The sequence below is a fragment of the Pseudomaricurvus alcaniphilus genome (assembly GCF_011440395.1).
Lineage (GTDB): Bacteria > Pseudomonadota > Gammaproteobacteria > Pseudomonadales > Cellvibrionaceae > Pseudomaricurvus > Pseudomaricurvus alcaniphilus.
The window spans coordinates 160,232-179,177 of sequence record NZ_JAAOIX010000001.1; the positions used below are offsets into that span (position 1 = coordinate 160,232).

The 18,946-nt window shown below is 56.8% G+C and carries 18 protein-coding genes; 10 read left to right on the forward strand and 8 right to left on the reverse strand.

Annotated features, from left to right (window positions below):
• Nucleotides 1-31: 31 nt before the first annotated feature.
• The 4 genes from fadB to G8764_RS00705 all read left to right on the forward strand — a co-directional run bounded on the left by fadB (nucleotide 32) and on the right by G8764_RS00705 (nucleotide 4,107).
• Nucleotides 32-2,194, forward strand: a complete 2,163-nt coding sequence (gene fadB / locus G8764_RS00690) for a fatty acid oxidation complex subunit alpha FadB (protein WP_166160884.1) — start codon at nucleotides 32-34, stop codon at nucleotides 2,192-2,194.
• Between the two features lie 18 nt (nucleotides 2,195-2,212).
• A complete protein-coding gene (gene fadA, locus G8764_RS00695; protein WP_166160886.1) occupies nucleotides 2,213-3,388 on the forward strand; it encodes an acetyl-CoA C-acyltransferase FadA in 1,176 nt (391 codons plus the stop codon).
• Between the two features lie 150 nt (nucleotides 3,389-3,538).
• Nucleotides 3,539-3,799 (forward strand): type II toxin-antitoxin system Phd/YefM family antitoxin, encoded by a 261-nt coding sequence (locus tag G8764_RS00700; RefSeq protein ID WP_166160888.1) that lies wholly within the window; start codon nucleotides 3,539-3,541, stop codon nucleotides 3,797-3,799.
• The gene (locus tag G8764_RS00705; RefSeq protein WP_166160890.1) at nucleotides 3,799-4,107 is read left to right on the forward strand and encodes a type II toxin-antitoxin system RelE/ParE family toxin; all 309 of its coding nucleotides are present in this window, start codon (nucleotides 3,799-3,801) and stop codon (nucleotides 4,105-4,107) included. Before G8764_RS00700 ends, G8764_RS00705 begins: the two co-directional genes overlap by 1 nt.
• A gap of 529 nt (nucleotides 4,108-4,636) precedes the next feature.
• On the opposite strand, the gene G8764_RS00710 is transcribed toward G8764_RS00705, so the two are convergent.
• Genes G8764_RS00710 through G8764_RS00720 form a run of 3 tightly spaced genes read right to left on the reverse strand, consistent with a single transcriptional unit; the run spans nucleotide 4,637 to nucleotide 7,544 of the window.
• A complete protein-coding gene (locus G8764_RS00710) occupies nucleotides 4,637-5,281 on the reverse strand; it encodes a LutC/YkgG family protein (RefSeq protein ID WP_166160892.1) in 645 nt (214 codons plus the stop codon).
• Nucleotides 5,278-6,750 (reverse strand): LutB/LldF family L-lactate oxidation iron-sulfur protein, encoded by a 1,473-nt coding sequence (locus G8764_RS00715; protein ID WP_341806260.1) that lies wholly within the window; start codon nucleotides 6,748-6,750, stop codon nucleotides 5,278-5,280. The genes G8764_RS00710 and G8764_RS00715 overlap by 4 nt, the downstream gene beginning before the upstream one ends.
• Entirely contained in the window at nucleotides 6,747-7,544 is a 798-nt protein-coding gene (locus tag G8764_RS00720) for a (Fe-S)-binding protein (RefSeq protein WP_166160894.1), read from the reverse strand. The genes G8764_RS00715 and G8764_RS00720 overlap by 4 nt, the downstream gene beginning before the upstream one ends.
• A gap of 127 nt (nucleotides 7,545-7,671) precedes the next feature.
• Between G8764_RS00720 and G8764_RS00725 the strand changes: the two genes are divergently transcribed.
• The 3 genes from G8764_RS00725 (at nucleotide 7,672) to G8764_RS00735 (ending at nucleotide 9,493) form a co-directional block, all read left to right on the forward strand.
• Nucleotides 7,672-8,577 (forward strand): LysR family transcriptional regulator, encoded by a 906-nt coding sequence (locus tag G8764_RS00725; RefSeq protein ID WP_166160896.1) that lies wholly within the window; start codon nucleotides 7,672-7,674, stop codon nucleotides 8,575-8,577.
• Between the two features lie 201 nt (nucleotides 8,578-8,778).
• On the forward strand, nucleotides 8,779-9,207 hold the full coding sequence (locus G8764_RS00730) for a type 2 periplasmic-binding domain-containing protein (protein ID WP_341806261.1): 429 nt from the start codon (nucleotides 8,779-8,781) through the stop codon (nucleotides 9,205-9,207).
• Between the two features lie 82 nt (nucleotides 9,208-9,289).
• Nucleotides 9,290-9,493 carry a DUF2970 domain-containing protein gene (locus G8764_RS00735; protein ID WP_166160898.1) on the forward strand — a complete coding sequence of 68 codons (204 nt, stop codon included), beginning with the start codon at nucleotides 9,290-9,292 and terminating at the stop codon, nucleotides 9,491-9,493.
• 200 nt (nucleotides 9,494-9,693) lie between these two features.
• Here the strand turns inward: G8764_RS00735 and G8764_RS00740 are convergent, their stop codons facing one another.
• Nucleotides 9,694-10,140: a MarR family transcriptional regulator gene (locus G8764_RS00740; RefSeq protein WP_166160900.1), complete on the reverse strand. Its 447-nt coding sequence runs from the start codon at nucleotides 10,138-10,140 to the stop codon at nucleotides 9,694-9,696.
• A gap of 725 nt (nucleotides 10,141-10,865) precedes the next feature.
• On the opposite strand from G8764_RS00740, the gene G8764_RS00745 reads away from it, so the two are divergent.
• The 3 genes from G8764_RS00745 (at nucleotide 10,866) to G8764_RS00755 (ending at nucleotide 14,266) form a co-directional block, all read left to right on the forward strand.
• Nucleotides 10,866-12,530: a nitrite/sulfite reductase gene (locus G8764_RS00745; protein ID WP_166160902.1), complete on the forward strand. Its 1,665-nt coding sequence runs from the start codon at nucleotides 10,866-10,868 to the stop codon at nucleotides 12,528-12,530.
• Nucleotides 12,514-13,014, forward strand: a complete 501-nt coding sequence (locus tag G8764_RS00750; protein WP_166160904.1) for a DUF934 domain-containing protein — start codon at nucleotides 12,514-12,516, stop codon at nucleotides 13,012-13,014. Before G8764_RS00745 ends, G8764_RS00750 begins: the two co-directional genes overlap by 17 nt.
• An 85-nt stretch (nucleotides 13,015-13,099) precedes the next feature.
• Nucleotides 13,100-14,266 carry a cation:proton antiporter gene (locus G8764_RS00755; protein WP_166160906.1) on the forward strand — a complete coding sequence of 389 codons (1,167 nt, stop codon included), beginning with the start codon at nucleotides 13,100-13,102 and terminating at the stop codon, nucleotides 14,264-14,266.
• Here the strand turns inward: G8764_RS00755 and gorA are convergent.
• From gorA to serS, 4 genes are all read right to left on the reverse strand, one after another.
• Nucleotides 14,263-15,654, reverse strand: a complete 1,392-nt coding sequence (gene gorA, locus G8764_RS00760; RefSeq protein ID WP_425049208.1) for a glutathione-disulfide reductase — start codon at nucleotides 15,652-15,654, stop codon at nucleotides 14,263-14,265. The genes G8764_RS00755 and gorA overlap by 4 nt on opposite strands.
• Nucleotides 15,655-15,775: 121 nt before the next feature.
• The gene (locus tag G8764_RS00765; protein ID WP_166160910.1) at nucleotides 15,776-16,009 is read right to left on the reverse strand and encodes a hypothetical protein; all 234 of its coding nucleotides are present in this window, start codon (nucleotides 16,007-16,009) and stop codon (nucleotides 15,776-15,778) included.
• A gap of 261 nt (nucleotides 16,010-16,270) precedes the next feature.
• Complete coding sequence (gene cysG, locus G8764_RS00770; protein WP_166160912.1) at nucleotides 16,271-17,650, reverse strand: siroheme synthase CysG; 1,380 nt, start codon at nucleotides 17,648-17,650, stop codon at nucleotides 16,271-16,273.
• 9 nt (nucleotides 17,651-17,659) lie between these two features.
• A complete protein-coding gene (gene serS / locus G8764_RS00775) occupies nucleotides 17,660-18,937 on the reverse strand; it encodes a serine--tRNA ligase (RefSeq protein ID WP_166160914.1) in 1,278 nt (425 codons plus the stop codon).
• Nucleotides 18,938-18,946 lie beyond the last annotated feature (9 nt).

An 18,946-nucleotide genomic window follows, 5' to 3' on the forward strand; every position in this document is an offset into this window, starting at 1 on the left:
GCATAAGAGACAATACTTACGGAGTAAACCAATGGAGTTTCAAGGTAAGGCGATACGCTTGAGCGTATCGGGCGATGGTATCGCGGAAATGGTGTTTGACCTGGAGAATGACTCGGTCAACAAGTTCAACAGACAGACACTCGATGAGTTGCGCGAAGTCACTCGGCAACTGGCGGCCGCGGATGGCGTCAGGGGGCTGCTGGTTAAGAGCGGCAAGCCGGTATTTATTGTCGGTGCCGACATCACCGAATTCGGCCAGAACTTTGTGTTGGCTGAAGCAGATATCATTGCCTCGCTCGCTGACATTAACAATACCTTCAATGCCATCGAAGACTTGCCTTATCCCTCGGTCAGCCTGATCAACGGCGTTGCCCTCGGCGGTGGTTTCGAGATGGCCCTCACCACCGACTTCCGGGTGATGAGTGAAGCGGCGATTGTCGGTTTCCCGGAAACCCAGTTGGGCATTATCCCCGGTTATGGCGGCACGGTGCGCTTTCCTCGCCTGGTGGGCACAGATAACGCCATCGAGTGGATCGCTAGCGGCAAGCGGCAGAAGGCGCAGGTTGCGCTGGCGGTTGGCGCGGTCGACGCCGTGGTCGCACCAGAGTTGGTGGAACCCGCGGGTCGCGACCTGCTGGAGCGAGCAATTGCCGGTGATTTCGACTGGCAGGCCAGAAAGGCAGAAAAGAAGAGCCCGCTGTTACTCAACGATATCGAAGCGAGCATGTCTTTCGAGACCGCCAAGGGCATGGTAGCCGCACAGGCGGGGCCGCACTATCCTGCGCCCCTGACCGCGGTGAAGACAATTCAGAAGCACGCCAAATTGTCACGGGACGAAGCCCTCAAGGTGGAGACAGCAGCGGTCAGCAAACTGGCCAAGACCGAAGTAGCGGCCAATCTGGTGGCGATGTACCTGGGCGATCAGCAACTGGCCAAAATCGGTAAAAAGTGGGCGGCCCAGAGCGACCCGGTAAAACGCGCGGCGGTCCTCGGTGCCGGCATTATGGGCGGCGGCATTGCCTACCAGTCCGCCGTCACCGGAACGCCCATAATCATGAAAGACATTAACCCGGCCGGCATCGAACTGGGTTTGGGCGAAGCGGCCAAGCTGCTGGCCAAGCGCGTCAATCGCGGGCGCATGAAGCCCGAGCAGATGGCCGCGGTACTGAATGCCATTGTTCCCTCGCTCAACTACGGCGATTTTGGCGGCCTGGACATCGTTGTGGAAGCTGTGGTCGAAAACCCCAAGGTCAAGCACGCGGTGCTGGCGGAAGCCGAGCAACAGATCGGTGCGGACACTGTACTGGCGTCCAATACCTCGACGATTTCCATCGATTACCTGGCCCAACCCCTGAGTCGCCCGGAAAATTTCTGCGGCATGCATTTCTTCAATCCGGTTCACGCGATGCCGTTGGTGGAAGTGATTCGCGGCAGTAAAACCAGCGCGGCCACCGTGGCCAAAACCGTGAACTATGCGCTGGCGATGGGCAAGAAACCCGTCGTGGTGCGCGATTGCCCGGGGTTTCTGGTCAACCGTATTTTGCTCCCGTACATGGGCGCCTTTCTGCAGTTACTGCATGATGGAGCGGATTTCGTCCAGGCAGATCGGGTGATGGAGAAATTTGGTTGGCCCATGGGGCCCGCCTACCTGGCGGATGTGGTGGGCATCGATACCGGTGTGCACGCCAGTGCCGTCATGGCCGAGGGTTTTCCCGACCGCATGCAGCAGCACTTCAAGACCGGCCACCAGCTGCTGCTGGAAAACGAGCGCCTGGGGCAAAAGAACGGTTGCGGCTACTACCGTTATGAGATGGACAAGCGCGGCAAACCGGCGAAGCGTGTGGACCCGGCAGTCTATGACCTGCTGGCCCCGCACTGCGCCCCGCGCCGGCAATTCGAGGACAGTGAGATACTGGAGCGGATGATGACAGCACTCTGCCTCGAGGCAGTTCGCTGTCTGGAGGATGGCATTGTCGATAGCGCCAACGAGCTGGACCTGGCGCTGGTTTACGGTATTGGTATGCCGCCATTTGTGGGCGGCGCACTGAAATATATGGATTCCCTGGGACTGGAAAGCTTTGTTGCCCAGGCGGATAAATACGCAGAACTGGGTGGCGCTTATAAAGTGACCGATAAATTGCGCGCAATGGCGGCTGCAGGTGAGCGTTTTTACGCTCTGCCTGGCCAGGCCTAAACGGACAGGAGAGAGATTGTGACTGTAAATTCAAGAGACGCTGTGATTGTAGATTTTGCGCGCACACCCATGGGCCGCTCCAAGGGTGGCTGCTTCCGCGACCGCCGGGCCGAGGATATTTCCGCTGAGCTGGTGAACGGGCTGTTTGCCCGCAACCCGAAACTCGATCCCGCCGAGGTGGAGGATGTGATCTGGGGTTGCGTCAACCAGACTCTGGAGCAGGGCTTTAACATCGCGCGCATGTTCTCCCTGTTGACCGTGATTCCCCATGCAGCGGCAGGGCAGACCGTAAACCGTCTGTGTGGATCTTCCATGTCAGCCCTGCATACTGCCGCCCAGGCGATCATGACGGGCAACGGCGATATGTTTGTGATCGGCGGTGTGGAACACATGGGCCACTTGACCATGACCCACGGTATGGATCCCAATCCGCGGCTGGCCAAGCATGTGGCCAAGGCCGCCGGTATGATGGGCATGACCGCAGAAATGCTGGGCCTGATGCACGGCATAAGCCGCGAGCAGCAGGATGCCTTTGCTGAACGCTCCCATCGCCTGGCCCAGGCTGCCACCGACAACGGCGGCTTTGCCGAAGAGATTATTGCTATCGAAGGCCACAATGGGCAGGGTTTCCGCACCCTGGTCAAGCAGGACGAAACCATTCGCCCGGAAACCACGCTGGAATCCCTGGCCACCCTGAAGCCGGTGTTTAACCCCAAGGGTACGGTAACGGCAGGAACCTCCTCGCAGATCACTGACGGTGCCTCGGCAATGATCGTCATGTCGGCAGAGCGGGCCCAGGCGTTGGGGGTAAAGCCCCTGGCTCGTATTCGCGCCATGGCCGTTGCCGGCGTTGACCCCTCCATTATGGGTTACGGCCCGGTACCGTCTACGCACAAGGCGCTGCAGCGGGCCGGGTTATCCATGGCCGATATTGATTTCCTGGAACTCAACGAGGCCTTTGCCGCCCAGGCGCTACCGGTACTGAAAGACCTGCAACTGCTGGACTCAATGGACGCCAAAGTGAATCTGCACGGCGGCGCCATTGCCTTGGGCCATCCCTTTGGATGTTCCGGCGCGCGCATCACCGGCACCTTGCTCAATGTCATGCGCCAGCGTGACGGCAACCTGGGCGTCGCCACCATGTGCGTGGGCATGGGGCAGGGGATTAGCACTGTTATCGAGCGGCTCAACTGAGTGTTGCAGGTCGCATGCATGGTTCAAGGTTATTCAGTGCATTGATCAGATGTGCCTGATGGCCTTACGGCGTTTTATGATGAGCTTGGAGGTTATCGTTCGATTCGTTTATACTGAACGAATCGAACGATTTAAGCGAGATCAAAGACGATGGACACACTTTCTGCCAATGAAGCTAAAACCCATTTCGGCGATATGTTGTTAAAAGCCCAACGTGCGCCGATCCAGATTAGCAAGAACGGCAAACCTGTTGCGGTGGTAATTTCAGCGGACGAGTACGCAAGCATCGAGAAGCTCAAATTGCAATTGTTGCAATCAAGAGCGGTTCAAGCCAGGGCCGATATAGCAGCGGGCAACCTGGTTGATGGCGATTCATTTTTCGATGAGTTGGAAGCGGGCCATCACGACTGATGCCAACTTATGGCTTAACCCCGGATGCCCAGGCGGACTTGATCGAAATCCGCCGGTTTACGCTAAAACAATGGGGGCCTGCTCAGTCTGTAAAATACTTATCGGAACTTCGCAATACCATTCGCCTGCTTGCTGCAACGCCCTCACTGGGCAAACCCAGGCCCGAAGTTGATTCAAATGTGTTGAGCTTTCCTCATGCCAGCCACGTCATTTATTACGCGGTGCATGAGCAACACCTGGTTGTGTTTGGCGTGCTGCACAAACGCATGGGGCCGCTCAATCATCTGGCTGAGCGAGAGGGGATTTAATAGGGCTGGCTGATGATGTTTGAGTGAGCCAAAGAGTCTATCCAGCTACATCCATGAGTTACGGCCGCAGTGGCTAAATCCAGCGTTTTTAACGGTGCGGCCTCAGCTTTGTCATCGGTTATCTTTTATTCCTATTGCCCAACTGTTGCGGGTGGAAGAAACCACAGCTCACAAATTGATGGACTAAACCTTCCAGAGAATAATATTCAATTTAACATAATATACATTATACGCAATAATAGGCGGGTCTGGTTACCACATCAAAACATGTTATATCTGGATATCTCCGACGCTACGGACTGCCGACAACACTCGTTTAAATGGAAACCCATAAAACCTGAGAGACCCGTTTCAGGAGGCTGAATGCGTTTTGAAGGTGTAACGCAGGAAGAAAAAAAACGACAAGGGCACTGGTCAGTACCCTTGTCGTAAGCGCATGGAGTAACTATTTGGCGTAGAGAATCACTCCCGGCGGTGTACCGGTGCTGATAATGTCGCCGCACCGCAGGCATGCTATACAAGCTGTGCGCTATTCTACCAACAGCACCACCAGCTCCCGAGGCCCATGTGCCCCATAGGCCAGGGTCTGCTGGATATCCGCAGTTTTGGATGGCCCCGAGATCAGCACGGCGTTGGTGGGCAGCTGCTCGCTCCAGCGCTGCTTCCTGATCAATTCACCAAAGTCGTTATAGATCGCGCTTTGCTCCACCACCACAATATGCAACGGCGGCACCAGCGACAGGCTCCGCGGCTCACTGGCGTCCGGCCACAGCACAATGGAACCGGTGGCGGCGATAGCGCAGCGGGAACCGGTGATGGCGGCGGGTACCGAGTTGAACAGCGTATCTTTATTGCCGTCAATACTGGGGTAAAAGGTGTTCAGGGATATCTCGCCCTCGATCTCTTGCAGGGCATCTACCCAACCACTGCCGCACATCAGCTGGTTGATATCGCGCTGTTGCAACAGGGTTTTCACCGATGCGGCAATTTCAGCGCGTTTAATGCGCATTACTTCGGCGTGATTATCCGTCAGCAACCGTACAAACTGCTCCACATTTTGCGCCGGGCTCCGCACTTCTGGAGCAGCCGCAGGCTCGGCGGGGAGCGCCGCGTCTGTGGCGGCCGGCAATTGCATTTTCAGTTTTGCCAGAATATTGGCTTTGGCGCTATTCATTGCCCTTCCCTCCTTTGTTCGCGCTGTTTAACCAACTCGCGCAGTGGGCGCCGGGCCGGTTTGGGCAGGGTTCTGACCCGGGTCCAGGCACCGGCTTTGGCTGGCGTCAACCAGCGCCCGCGACTGGCCAGCCACATGGCGATCGCATAGATAACGGGAGACGTATTCAAGCGGCTCCACAGCTTCCAGATGCCCGCTTCCAGCGGTTTGCGATTGCAGCCCTGGCCCTTGACTACCAGCGGCTCCCCTTTGGCTTTGACCGACTCCTTGCGCAGGCGCAGCAAGATTTTGGGGATCGGTATTTTGACTGGACACACCTCACCGCAGGCGCCGCACAGAGACGATGCCGTCGGTAAATCTTTGGTGGCCTCCAGCCCCAGCATATGGGGCGAGACAATTTTGCCGATCGGCCCCGGATAAACCGTACCGTAGGCGTGGCCGCCGATGCGGGTATACACCGGGCAATGGTTCATGCAGGCGCCGCAGCGAATACACTGCAGGGTTTGGCGCAACTCCTCATCGGCAAACGCCTGGCTGCGACCGTTATCCAACAGCACCAGGTGCACTTCTTTGGGACCGTCTTTTTCCCCTTCCCGGCGCGGATGGGTGATCATATTGAAATAGGTGGAAATGATCTGGCCGGTGGCGCTGCGAGTTAACAGGCTCAACAGCGGCGGCACATCGTCCAGCAATTCCACCACCTTTTCGATCCCGGTAATGGCGATATGCATCTCGGGTACCGTGCTCACCATGCGGCCGTTACCCTCGTTTTCCACCAGGCACAAGGTGCCTGTTTCCGCCACGGCGAAGTTCACTCCGGTCACGCCCACATCGGCGTGACAAAACTTGTCCCGCAGGGCCTGGCGGCCGGTGCGAATCAAGGTATCCACGTCGGTGGTGTAGTCAAAACCGGGAATGTTGTGCGCAAACAGATCGGCCACCTGGCTCTTGTTCTGGTGAATGGCGGGCATGATGATGTGGGAGGGATGTTCACCGGCCATTTGCACGATGTATTCCCCCATATCGGTTTCCAGGCATTCGATGCCCTGGGCCTGGAGGTGATCGTTGAGGGCGGTTTCTTCCGACACCATGGATTTGCCCTTCACCACTTTAGTGCCATTTTTACGCTGGATCAGCTCCGCAATAATGGTGTTGGCTTCGGCGGTGGTTTCCGCCCAGTGCACCTGAATGCCATTTTGTTCCAGTTTGCTTTCCAGTTGTTCCAGTAACTCGGGCAACTTCAGCAGGCAGCGCTGTTTAATAAGCTGGCATTTGCGGCGCAGGGTTTCCAGTTCATCTTCCGACGGAAACGCCTGCCGGCGCTTGTCGGTGAGGTAATCCATGGCACCGCGAAAGTTTTCCCGCAGTTGCGGGTTGGCCAGGTCCCGGGCAACGTTACCCCGAAATTGACGGGCGCTGGCCTCGTATTTGCTGCCGTCAGTGGCGATGGTATTGGCTCTCGTATTCACGCATTGTCTCCCCGGGTGCGGCGCAACAGATAACTGGCGATATGCTCGCCTCGAAACGCTTCTTGCTGGTACTCCAGCGCTCCGTTGATATTCATCATGCAGCCCCAGTCTGCGCTGACGTAGCGCACCGCATCGGTGGCCAGCAGGTGTTTGACCTTGTCCTGCACCATAGCGCCAGAAATATCCCCGTGCTTGACCGCAAAGGTGCCGCCGAAACCACAACATTCGCTGATATAGTCGTGTTCTACCAACTCTACCTGGCCCAATTGCTCCAGCAGGGCTTTGCCAGTAATGTGCACGTCCATCTCCCGGCGAGCGGCGCAGGAGGTGTGCAGCGCTACTCGCTCGGGCGCGCCCTGGTCTTGCAACTTCACTTCGAGCACGCAAGTGAGGAACTCGGTAAATTCAAAAATACGCTCACAGAAGGCCGCCACTTCCAGGTCGTTGTCATGCTTTAACATGTCCAGGTAATGGTGTCGCAGCATGCCGCCGCAGGAGCCGGAGATCACCACGATGGGAATATCCAGCGGAAACTGCTTGATCTGGTGCCGGGCCACCACCCTGGCCTCGTCTTCGTAACCGGAGTTGTAGGCCGGCTGGCCACAACATGACTGCCCCTGGGGAAAGAGCACCTCCAGCCCCTGGCGTTCCAGCAGTTCAATGGCATCGAGGCCGGATTGGGGAAACAGGGTATCCGCCAGGCAGGTACCAAACAGGTATACCTGCGCCGGTTTGGGCGGGTAGACCCGCTTGGAGGTATGGCGCTTGGCAGAGGCTAACGGGAGAGCGGGCATTACGAGTATCCTTCACGGGCAAATACTGAAGGCCTTAAATTACCGTATTGTCTATTGATAATAAATCGGCAACAGATAAAATTACTATTTCCAAAAACGTTGTAATCCAAATTTGCCTGGAGATACCATGGCCGGCGCCACTGAACTCGCCCTGTTTGCCCTGGTGGTGGACGCCAACTCCTTCAAGGAGGCCAGCCGCCAGGCCGGATTGACCACTGCCGTGGTCAGCAAGCGGATCAGCAAACTCGAGCAGGAGCTCGGTGTCCAGTTGCTCTACCGCACCACCCGCCGCCTGAGCCTGACCGAGGAAGGCCGGGCTCTGTACCAGCATTGCAAGGGTATTAACCAGCAGGTGCAGGAAGCGCTGGGCGCCGTGAGCCATCTCTCGGAGCGCCTGAGCGGTACCATTCGCATGTCGGTGCCCACCATCTCCGGCGAGCTGTTACTGGCCCAGGTGGTGGCGGAATTTTGCCAGCAGCACCCGCACCTGAATGTGGATATGCGACTCGACAATTCACTGGTCGATCTGGTTAAGGAGGGGGTGGACCTGGCGATTCGCACCGCCATCATGGACGACTCCAGCCTGATCGCGCAAAAATTGATTCAATCCCACTGGGTGGTCTGCTGCGCGCCGGCCTATATCCAGCGCTTTGGTCAACCAACAACCCCGGCCGAGCTGCTGGAACACAACTGCCTGGCCTACACCTACCAGGCCCAAGGCGCCCATGACTGGCGTTTTACTCACCGGGAACAATCCCAGTCAATTAAAGTATCTGGCAACTTCTCCACCAATAATGCCCAGGCCCTGCGCAAGGCCGCTTTGGCCGGTTGCGGGATTGTCTACGTGCCTCGCTGCAGTGTGTATGAAGATATCCAGCGCGGGGACCTGACCCCCCTGCTGCCCGACTATCAGCCCCGCTCACTGGGTGTTTACGCCGTTTACCCTTTCACCCGCTACCAGCCGAAGAAAGTACGGCTGTTGATTGAGCATATCCGCGCCGCCTACCAAAAAATGTCCGCCTACTTCGCATAGCTATACCCGTCTGGCAATACCAATAAAACAGCACCACTAAAGATACCCCCTAGCCTTTATGCAAATATTTGCCAATACGGCCAGCGGCCAAACGGGTTATTAGTACGCTTTTTCTAAAATAAGTCGGTACCTTGGTACTACATTGTGGCACGAATTTTTTTGAGTGGTGTCGATATCGTCTTTTAAGACGGGAGTTACACTGTGCTAGAGCTTAAAAAAGTCTCTGCGGTTAGCCTGGCCATGATAAGCCTGGTGTTATCCCTGAGCTGTTGGTCAGGAGGAGCGGTCATTATCCATCCCAGCAACCCTGACAACCTGCAAAAAGCCGATATCAATCAAATTTTTCTCGGCAAAAGAAAATCATTTCCCACCGGCGGCGACGCCATTCCCGTCGATCTGCAGGAGTATTCCATTTTGCGGGAGGAGTTTATCAAGGAGGTACTGCGTAAAAACAACCAACAGCTGAAGAGCTACTGGGCACAAAAACTGTTCAGCGGCAAAGGCACGCCGCCGATTCAGGTTGAGCGGGAGGAGCAGATCAAGAAACTGGTCGCGTCAAACCCTGCTCTGATTGGTTATATCGATACACGCCTGGTGGATGAATCGGTCAAGGTGGTATACGAGTTTTGAGGGGCGCCGCAAGCTCCCCATAGCTGGCATTTCCCCAACATTGGGTTTACTGTTCGCGAGTCAGTATTAAGGGATGTAAGTCATGGAGCAAAATAACAAACCAGGCCTGCGGGATATCCTGGTCAGTACCGTCGCCGCCGCCTTTGGTGTGCAAAGCAAGGCCAACCAGGAGCGTGATTTCAAGCACGGTAATATCTGGGTGTTTATCGTTGCGGGCATTATTTTTACAGCAGCCTTTGTCGCCACGGTTTACCTGATCGTACGGAGCGTGTTAGCCACGGCCTAGGAGCCTGTCGGACTTAGGATTGCCCTGCTGCGAAAAAGCCGAGTTTGGCCATTTTTTAACCATTTTCTCGTTAAATAGAACCACTATTCGCCTCAAAAATGGTTAAAAACTGACTCAAATCGGACTTTCTCTCGCTACGGGCACCTAAGTCCGACAGGCTCCTAGCCCCGTGATTTGCGTCCTGCCGATTGCGCCCCCGGTCAACTCCAGCTGGAACAATCGATGCCCTGGGTCAATAGCAGCTTGGCCAGCAGTGTTTTCAGGCTTTGCCGGTCATCGGGATCGAGCTGATTGAGTAACCGGTTCTGGTGTAGCGCCGCCGCGTCGTCCATGTGTGCAACCATAAGCGCGCCCGGCCCGGTAATTTGAATTTTGGTGGAGCGACGGTCCTCGTTATCCGGAACACGAACCACCAGCCCCTTCTTTTCCAGGCGATCCAATGAGCGACTGATCGCCGAGCGGTTAACCCCGATTGTTTCAGCAATTGTGGCTGGCGTATCGGCCAACCCCCTGGAAACCAGATTGATTACCATCCACTGGGACCAGGAAACCTCCAGTAGCGACAATTCCTGGTTAAAACTTTCCTGTAGAGCGCTGGCGGCTCTGCTAAGCCAGAAGGTGTAACTGTTGTGTAACTGCAACGACACGCGCGATTCCTAACCTGAGTTTCACTAGCCCCAACGGCCCCCTGCCCCATTCCTTTCTCAACGAAGCCAAAAAGCCTCTGCAGCCCAAGCATATCACTGCCAGCCGCGCAGGTCCGCTTCGCCGCGAAATTGCAGCCAGTGGAGTATGGGGGGATTGAGCAAATCAAGAGGTGAGGCGCGCCCGGATTAACACTCGGTGGGGAGAGAGAAAGGGCCCAGACCGGGCCCCGGAATGGCAATTACTGGCCGCTGACCCAGAAAACGCAAGTCGCGACGAAAATCGCGATCAGTGCCACTGCGGCAATTGCATCGGCAACGCTATCGCCAGGTTCCATCATTTCCAACTCTTCATTCATTATTTTTATACTCCAAAATCCAGGTCTTTAGTTACAGCAGACGTTACTGCAGATCAGCTACTGGTCGCCAAGGCTAAGCCATTAACTTCCTAAGCAAGCTATACTCATATAGTAATTTGATCTAATCGCAAAAAACCATCAATTATTTAAACTTATTCGTTAATCGTCTTAAATCTTGCTGCTATTTAGCTATCTCCGCATAAGAAGTAACAAGACTGTTACTTTTTTCTACGTTGTCGCAACTCGCGAACGGGGCTTAATTAGTGTATCCTTCGCGCCCTTAAAACTTCCGACAAGCAATTGATCTCTATGAGATAATTGGCCTGCAGCCGGGCCATTTAACCACACAATTTTCAGGTGTACTGATCAATGTACCAATACGACGACTACGATCGCAAAATCATCAGTGATCGGGTAACGCAGTTCAGGAATCAAACTGAGCGCTACCTGGCCGGTGAACTTACTGAAGAGCAGTTCTTGCCTCTGCGCTTGCAAAACGGGCTCTATATCCAGCGCCTGGCGCCCATGCTGCGGGTGAACGTGCCCTACGGCATGCTCAGCGCCAGGCAGTTGCGCAAACTGGCCCATATCGCCCGTCACTACGACAAAGGCTATTGCCATGTCAGTACCCGCCAGAATATCCAGTTTAACTGGCCGGAACTGGAAGAAGTGCCAGATATCCTGGCCGAACTGGCCGAGGTGGAAATGCACGCTACCCAGTCATCGGGTAACTGTATCCGCAACGTGACGTCGGACCAGTTTGCCGGCGTCAGCAGCGATGAGATTGTCGATCCCCGCCCCTATTGCGAGATTATTCGCCAGTGGTCTTCGTTTCATCCGGAATTCGCCTTTTTGCCGCGTAAATTCAAGATCGCAGTCACCGGCGCAGCCAGTGACCGGGCCGCCGTGCAAGTACACGACATCGGCCTGGAAGTAGTTAAAAACCAGGCCGGTGACATCGGTTTTCGCGTGCTCGTGGGCGGCGGACTTGGCCGCACCCCGGTTATCGGCTCGCTGATCAATGAGTTCCTGCCCGAGCAGCACCTGCTTTCCTACCTGGAAGCGATACTGCGGGTCTACAACCAGTTCGGCCGCCGCGACAACAAATACAAGGCGCGCATCAAGATACTGGTCAAAGCCATGGGCGCCGAAGCCTTCGCCGCCAAGGTCAATGCCGAATTCGAACACCTGCGCGATGGCGCTATCACCCTCACCGCCGAAGAAGTCGCCCGCGTGGCCCGCTTTTTCCCGCAGCCGAGCTACGTCAGCGTCGATGAGTCGGCGGTGGAGTCCTCGGTGCAGCAACTGGCCGAGCAAAACCCGGCCTTTGGCAAGTGGCTGAAGCGCAACGTTCGGGCCCACAAGCAAGCCGGCTATGCCGCAGTGACCCTGTCCCTGAAACCGACCGGCGTCGCTCCGGGGGACGTCACCGACGCGCAACTTGATGCCATTGCCGACCTCGCCGAAAGCTTCAGCTTTGGCGAAGTGCGGACTACTCACGAGCAAAATATCGTGCTGGCAGACGTGCGCAAGGATCAGCTGTTTGACCTCTGGCAAGCCGCCAAAAAGCAGGGCTTTGCCACACCTAATATTGGCACCCTGACCGACCTGATCTGCTGCCCCGGGGGCGACTTCTGCTCCCTGGCCAACGCCAAGTCCATCCCCATCGCCGAGGCCATCCAGCGCCAGTTTGACAACCTGGATTACCTCTACGACCTGGGCGACCTGGACTTGAATATCTCCGGCTGCATGAACGCTTGCGGACACCATCACGTCGGCCATATTGGCATTCTCGGCGTCGACAAGAAGGGCCAGGAGTTCTACCAGGTACAACTGGGTGGTAATGCCGGCAGTGATGCCGCCCTCGGCAGCGTGCTTGGCCCTGCCTTCACCGCCGATGTTATGCCCCAAATTATCCAGACCCTGATCGACGTTTACGTTGCCAAGCGGGTGGAAGGCGAGCGTTTTATCGACACCTATCGCCGCATTGGAATCGCACCCTTCAAGGAGCAAGTCTATGCCCAAGCTGATTAAGGATTTTGAAATCGTAGAAGATAACTGGCAAGTGCTCGGGCTTGACGGTTGCGAGGCATCCATCGATGTTCCGGCGGGCAATGTTATCGTGCCCCTCGCGGTATGGCAGGCCCAGAAAGACCAGCTGCAAGCCCGCGCGCAGACACTTGGTGTGTGGTTAAACAGCGACCAGATGGCCGAAGAACTGGGTGACGATGCCACGCAATTGGCGCTGGTTGCGGTCTACTTTCCCGGCTTTATGGACGGGCGAGGTTTTTCCACCGCCCGCCTGCTGCGCGAGCGCTATGGCTTTAGCGGCGAACTGCGGGCCTTTGGCGACATATTCCGCGACCAGTTATTTTTCCTCAAGCGCTGCGGTTTCAACAGCTTCAGCATGCCGGAGGGAACCGATCTGGAAAAAAACCTGGCGTCGCTGCAGGACTTTTCTGAAACCTACCAGGCCGCCTGCGACCAACCCCTACCCCTGTTCCGTCGCCGCTCCTAACCCTACCCGGGCTTTACCCCGCCTCGCAATTTGGCGAGGATTGGGGTAAAAGAGACTCTTTACCCCGCGCCGACGGCTAATAATAATGCATGAGTCCCTGTTTCAGTCTTTCTTCCTGATTTTCACCGGTGCCGCGGTAATAGCGTCGCTGGCGCTCTATACGCGGCAGCCGCTGCTGGTCGCCTATATTGCACTCGGCGCATTGCTGGGGCCTTACGGATTGAACTTCGTCACCGACCTGGAACTGGTCACTGATATGTCCCACATCGGGATTATTTTCCTGCTCTTCCTGCTGGGCCTGGACATGCAGCCCAAAGCCCTGTTTGCGGTGCTGAAGAAAGCCACCAGTGTCGGCATCATAAGCTCCGCCATCTTTGCCGTTGGTGGCTACCTGATTGGCTACGCAGTGGGTTTCACCCACATGGAAAACCTGGTCATCGGCATGGCGATGATGTTTTCCAGTACCATTATCGGCATCAAGCTGCTGCCCACGACTGTACTGCACCACAGACACACCGGCGAACTGATGGTGGGGCTGCTGCTGTTGCAGGACTTTCTGGCCATTCTCTGCCTGATCGTGCTGCTCAGCGGCGACGTTGGCCAGGTCAATTTCGCCAAGCTCGGTTTTGCCTTCCTGGCCCTGCCGTTGCTGGGTCTGTTCGCCTACCTGTTCGTACGTTTCGTACTGCTTAAACTGATCGAGAAATTTGACCGCTTTAATGAGTATATTTTCTTGCTGGCGATTGGCTGGTGCCTCGGCTGCGCCGAGTTGGCGGTGGCCATCGGCTTGTCCGCCGAAACCGGCGCGTTTATCGCCGGCATTTCCATTGCCACCAGCCCCATCGCCCAATACATCGCCATCAACCTGAAACCCCTGCGCGACTTCTTCCTGATCCTGTTTTTCTTTTCCCTCGGTGCCCGCTTCAACTTGTCACTGCTACAGGAGGTGTGGCTGGCCAGCTGCGTCCTTGCAGCTGCCGTGTTGCTGGTCAAACCGGTGGTGTTCCGCTATTTGCTGGGGCGCCAGAGTGAAATGACCAGCCTGGGCTGGGACATTGGTTTTCGTCTCGGCCAGATCAGCGAATTTTCGCTGCTGATTGCCTTTGTTGCCACCAGCAACCAGCTGATCGGGGAAACCGCGTCGGTGATGATACAGGCCACTGCCATTATTACCTTCCTGGTCTCGAGCTATATCGTCATCTTCAATTACCCCAACCCGATCGCGGTCAGCGACCGTTTGCGTCGCGATTAGGCCGCCGGCACACGACGGGTGGGTTCGCGCATGGTGACAAACTCTTCCGCCGCGGTGGGGTGAATACCGATGGTGCCGTCGAAGTCCGCTTTGGTGGCTCCCGCCTTCATGGCTACGGCAATTCCCTGCAGAATCTCGCCGGCGTCGGGCCCAACCATGTGACAACCAATTACCTTGTCACTGGCGTCGTCCACCAGCAACTTCATAAAGGTGCGCTCACCCAGGCCTGTCAAGCTGTGCTTCATTGGCTTGAAGTCCGAACAGTACACCCGCAACCGATAACCCTTTTCCAGCGCCTGCGCCTCGGTGAGCCCGACGGTGCCAATATTGGGCTGGCAGAATACCGCCGTGGGTATGTTGGCATAATCCACCCGCACCGGCGTTTGCAAACCCGCGGACTTGCCGTACAGGTTTTTGGCCAGTGCCATGCCCTCTGCCAGTGCCACCGGAGTCAACTCCATGCCGCCGATAACATCCCCCAGCGCGTAAATACTGGGCTCGGTGGTTTGGTAATCCTCATTGACAGCGATGGTGCCCTTGTCAGTCAAGGTCACTGCGGTGTTCTCCAACCCCAGCCCGGCGATCTTTGGTGCCCGGCCGGTGGCCGCCATAACGCAGTCCACTACCCGCTGCTCACCACTGGTCAGGGTCACGGTGAAGCGGCCGTCAGGATTTTTGGCAACGGCCTCAATATTGGTATTCAGGGTAATACGAACGCCCTTTTGGGCGACCTCACGGGCGGTCACTTCACGGACTTCATCGTCAAACCCACGCAGTATTTGCGGCCCCCGGTACACCAATTCAGTGCTCGCCCCGAGGCCGTTAAAGATGCCGGCAAATTCCACCGCGATATAGCCGCCTCCCAGTACCAGTACAGACTCGGGAAAACGCTCGAGGTAGAAGGCTTCGTTGGAGCTGATAATGTGCTCTTTACCGGGAATTTCCGGAATCACCGGCCAGCCGCCAGTGGCGACCAGGATTCGTTCCGCACTGTAGGTCTTGCCGGCTACTGTGACGCTATTAGGCCCGTCAATATGGGCTCGACCCTCAATCAACTCGACCCCGGCTGAGCTGAGAATATTGCGATAGACACCGTTGAGCCGCTGCACTTCGCGGGTCTTGTTGTCACGCAAAGTCGGCCAATCAAAACTTGCGGCCCCCAGGTTCCAGCCATAGCCAGCCGCCCCTTCCAGTTCTTCGGACACGTGGGAACCATAGACAAATAACTTTTTCGGCACACAGCCAACATTGACGCAAGTGCCGCCGAGGTAAATGTCTTCGGCCACTGCCACTCTGGCACCGTATTGGGAAGCCATGCGGCTGGCGCGCACGCCGCCGGAGCCTGCGCCGATTACAAACAGGTCATAGTCATATTGGGTCACATTAATTACCTTACTGATAGAGGGATAAAAACATCAAAAACGAGTCAATGGCGCTATTTTAGCGCAATACCGACTAACGATATAGATAGCAGGGAACAATTATGAATATAGATAGAATAGCTTTTGGCTATGCCTTGACATCGACCCCGGCGCGACGCCGATCCCTGCCGCAACGCAAGTCCAACAGCACCCGCCGTTGAGCCTTACGGCGGTCCGGTTTGCGACCCCGGCGCTCGCCGGCGGGCGCTGTCTGCCCCGCGGGCAGGTTGCGCGGCATGGCCGCGTCATGGGTCCGGGTCACTTTGCGGGTCTTGGTCACCAACCCGGGGGTGTTGGGCTTGTAGGTATCGATATTAACCATGGTCGCCTCCGCATGCGGATATCACAAGTCAGCGGTCCTGAAGCACAGTGTCTCTGCAAGTACGGTGTCTTTGCAACCCCGGCTCACAGCGACTGCGTAATTACCGGTTCTTGAATAACCCACTAATTTACAGCCAGCTCCGCTATAAAGGTTATCGGCAGCCTTGCGACCGGCTTTACTGGCGCCTTGTTTTACTGACGATCGCCCTTACTTGCAATCCGCTTGTCAAAGCCTGCCGCCAATTGCACCACTAATGGACATTCAGTACCACGCCAACTGCTTTTGCAGCTGTACAACTTCGCCAATAATCAGCAGTGTGGGGGCGCTCATGGCCTCGGTTTGGGCCAGTTGTGGCAGGCTTTCCAGGTCGGCAACCAGCACCCGCTGCTGGGGGGTGGTGCCTTTTTCGATCAGTGCCGCCGGTGTCTCCGGCGCGCGCCGGTTGGCGATTAGCGCCGCACAGATTTCGCCGAGCCCGGACAAGCCCATATAGAACACCAGCGTCTGGTTAGGGCGAGCCAGCTCGGGCCAATCCAGGTTGACTTTATCGCTCTGCAAGTGGCCGGTAATAAAGCGCACAGATTGGGCGTAATCCCGATGGGTCAGGGGGATACCGGCATAACAGGCGCAGCCATTGGCGGCAGTAATACCCGGCACGACCTGGAAGCTGATGCCGGCGCTGGCCAGCAGTTCAATCTCCTCGCCACCACGGCCAAAGATAAATGGGTCACCGCCTTTCAGGCGCAAAACGTTGCGCCCCTGGCGAGCGTAATCCACCAGCAACTGGTTGATTTCGGTTTGCGGCACAGAGTGCTCGGACTGGCGCTTGCCCACATACAGGCGCTCACAATCGGCCGGCAGTAATTCCATAATTGCCTCCGATACCAGCCGGTCATAAAGCACAATGTCAGCTTGCTGGATCAGGCGCAACGCTTTCAGGGTAAGCAACTCCGGGTCTCCCGGCCCCGCTCCCACCAGGAAAACCTCGCCGCTGAGGCGGCCGGCAGCCGCCTCCTCTAGATGCTGTTCCATGATTGCGTCGGCGCTGGCCTCGTGCCCGGCCATTACCTGGGCGGACGCCACTCCCGACAAGAGCTTGTCCCACAGGCGCCGGCGCGACAACAGATCGCCGAGGCGCTGCTTCACCGGTTCGCGCCAGCCCTCTGCCCAGCGAGCCAAGGCTCCCATTTGCGGCGGCACAAAGGCCTCCAACTGGCGTTTCAGGTAACGGGTTACCGTGGGTGATTGGGCGCTGCTGTGAACGGCAATGGTGAGCGGCGAGCGCTCGATAATGGCCGGCAACAAGGTATCTCCCTCGTCGGCCTCGCTGGCCACGTTGCAGTGCACTCCAAGGTAATTGCAGCGCTCCGCAATGTCCCGGTTGACACTGGCATCGTCGGTTGCGGCCACCACCAGGAAATAACTGTCGAGCGGCTCCTGCTCTTGAAATGGTTCCGCAAACCAGCTCAGCCGGTGACTGTCCACCAGCGCTTGCAATTCGTCGCACAGCACCGGCGCCTCAACCGTCAGGCAGGCACCGGACTCCAGCAGCGACAGCACCTTGCGCCGTGCCACCTGACCGCCACCCACAACCAGGCAGGGCTTGTGCTGCAGCTTGATAAACAGCGGAAAGTAATCCATACGTTCAGTTTACCCTATGTATTCAATACCGCCCATATAGGGCAACAATACCTCCGGAACGGCGACTTTACCATCGGCTTGCTGGTAGTTTTCCAAAATGGCAATCAGGGTGCGCCCCACCGCCAGCCCGGAACCGTTGAGGGTGTGCAGCAGCTCAACCTTGCCGCTATCCGGGTTCTTGAAACGCGCTTTCATGCGCCGCGCCTGAAAATCCCGGAAGGTACTGCAGGATGAAATTTCCCGATACTTTTCCTGCGACGGCAACCACACCTCGATGTCGTAGGTCTTGGCTGCCGAGAAGCCGAGATCGCCGCCGCACAGGATCACTGTGCGGTAAGGCAGTCCCAGCGCTTGTAGGATGGCCTCCGCGTGGCCGGTGAGTGCCTCCAGCGCTGCATCCGAGTCCTGCGGGCGCACAAACTGCACCAGTTCAACCTTTTCGAACTGGTGCTGGCGAATCATGCCCCGGGTGTCGCGACCATAACTGCCCGCCTCCGAGCGAAAACAGGGGGTGTGGCAGACGTATTTGATTGGCAGGCTGTCGGCATCCCGCACAATCTCATCGCGCAGCAGATTGGTGACCGGAACTTCAGCGGTGGGAATCAAATAGTACTGCCGCTCATCGTCGAGCTTGAACAGGTCGGCCTCAAATTTTGGCAGCTGGCCAGTGCCGTAGAGGGAGTCGCGATTGACGATATAGGGAACGTAAACCTCTTCGTAGCCATGCTCGAAAATATGGGTGTTGAGCATAAATTGAATCAGCGCCCGATGCAGGCGCGCCACTTCACCCTGCATGACCGCAAAGCGCGAGCCCGTCAGTTTGGCGGCGACCTCAAAATCAAGACCGCCCAGTTTCGCGCCCAGGTCGACGTGATCCAGCACCTCAAAACCGAAGTCGCGAGGCTCGCCCCAGCGCCGGATTTCGACGTTATCGTCTTCGCTGACACCGGCCGGCACTTCCGCGGCGGGGATATTGGGAATCCCACTGAGGTAGTCTTCCAGCCGGGCCTGCACCTGGTTCAACTGCGCCTCAGCCTCTGCCAACTGCTGCTTCAACTGATCCACGGCCTGCAGTAATGGCGCAATATCTTCGCCGGCGGCCTTGGCTTTGCCGATACTTTTCGAGCGACTATTGCGCTCTGCCTGCAGTGTCTCGGTTTTGACCTGGATACTCTTGCGCTCTTCTTCCAGTTGCTCCAGCAACTGCAGATCAAGGCTAAAGCCCTTTTTGGTAAGCGCAGAAGCGACTTCTGCGAGGTTGGTACGAATGTATTTCGGATCGAGCATAAAAATAAC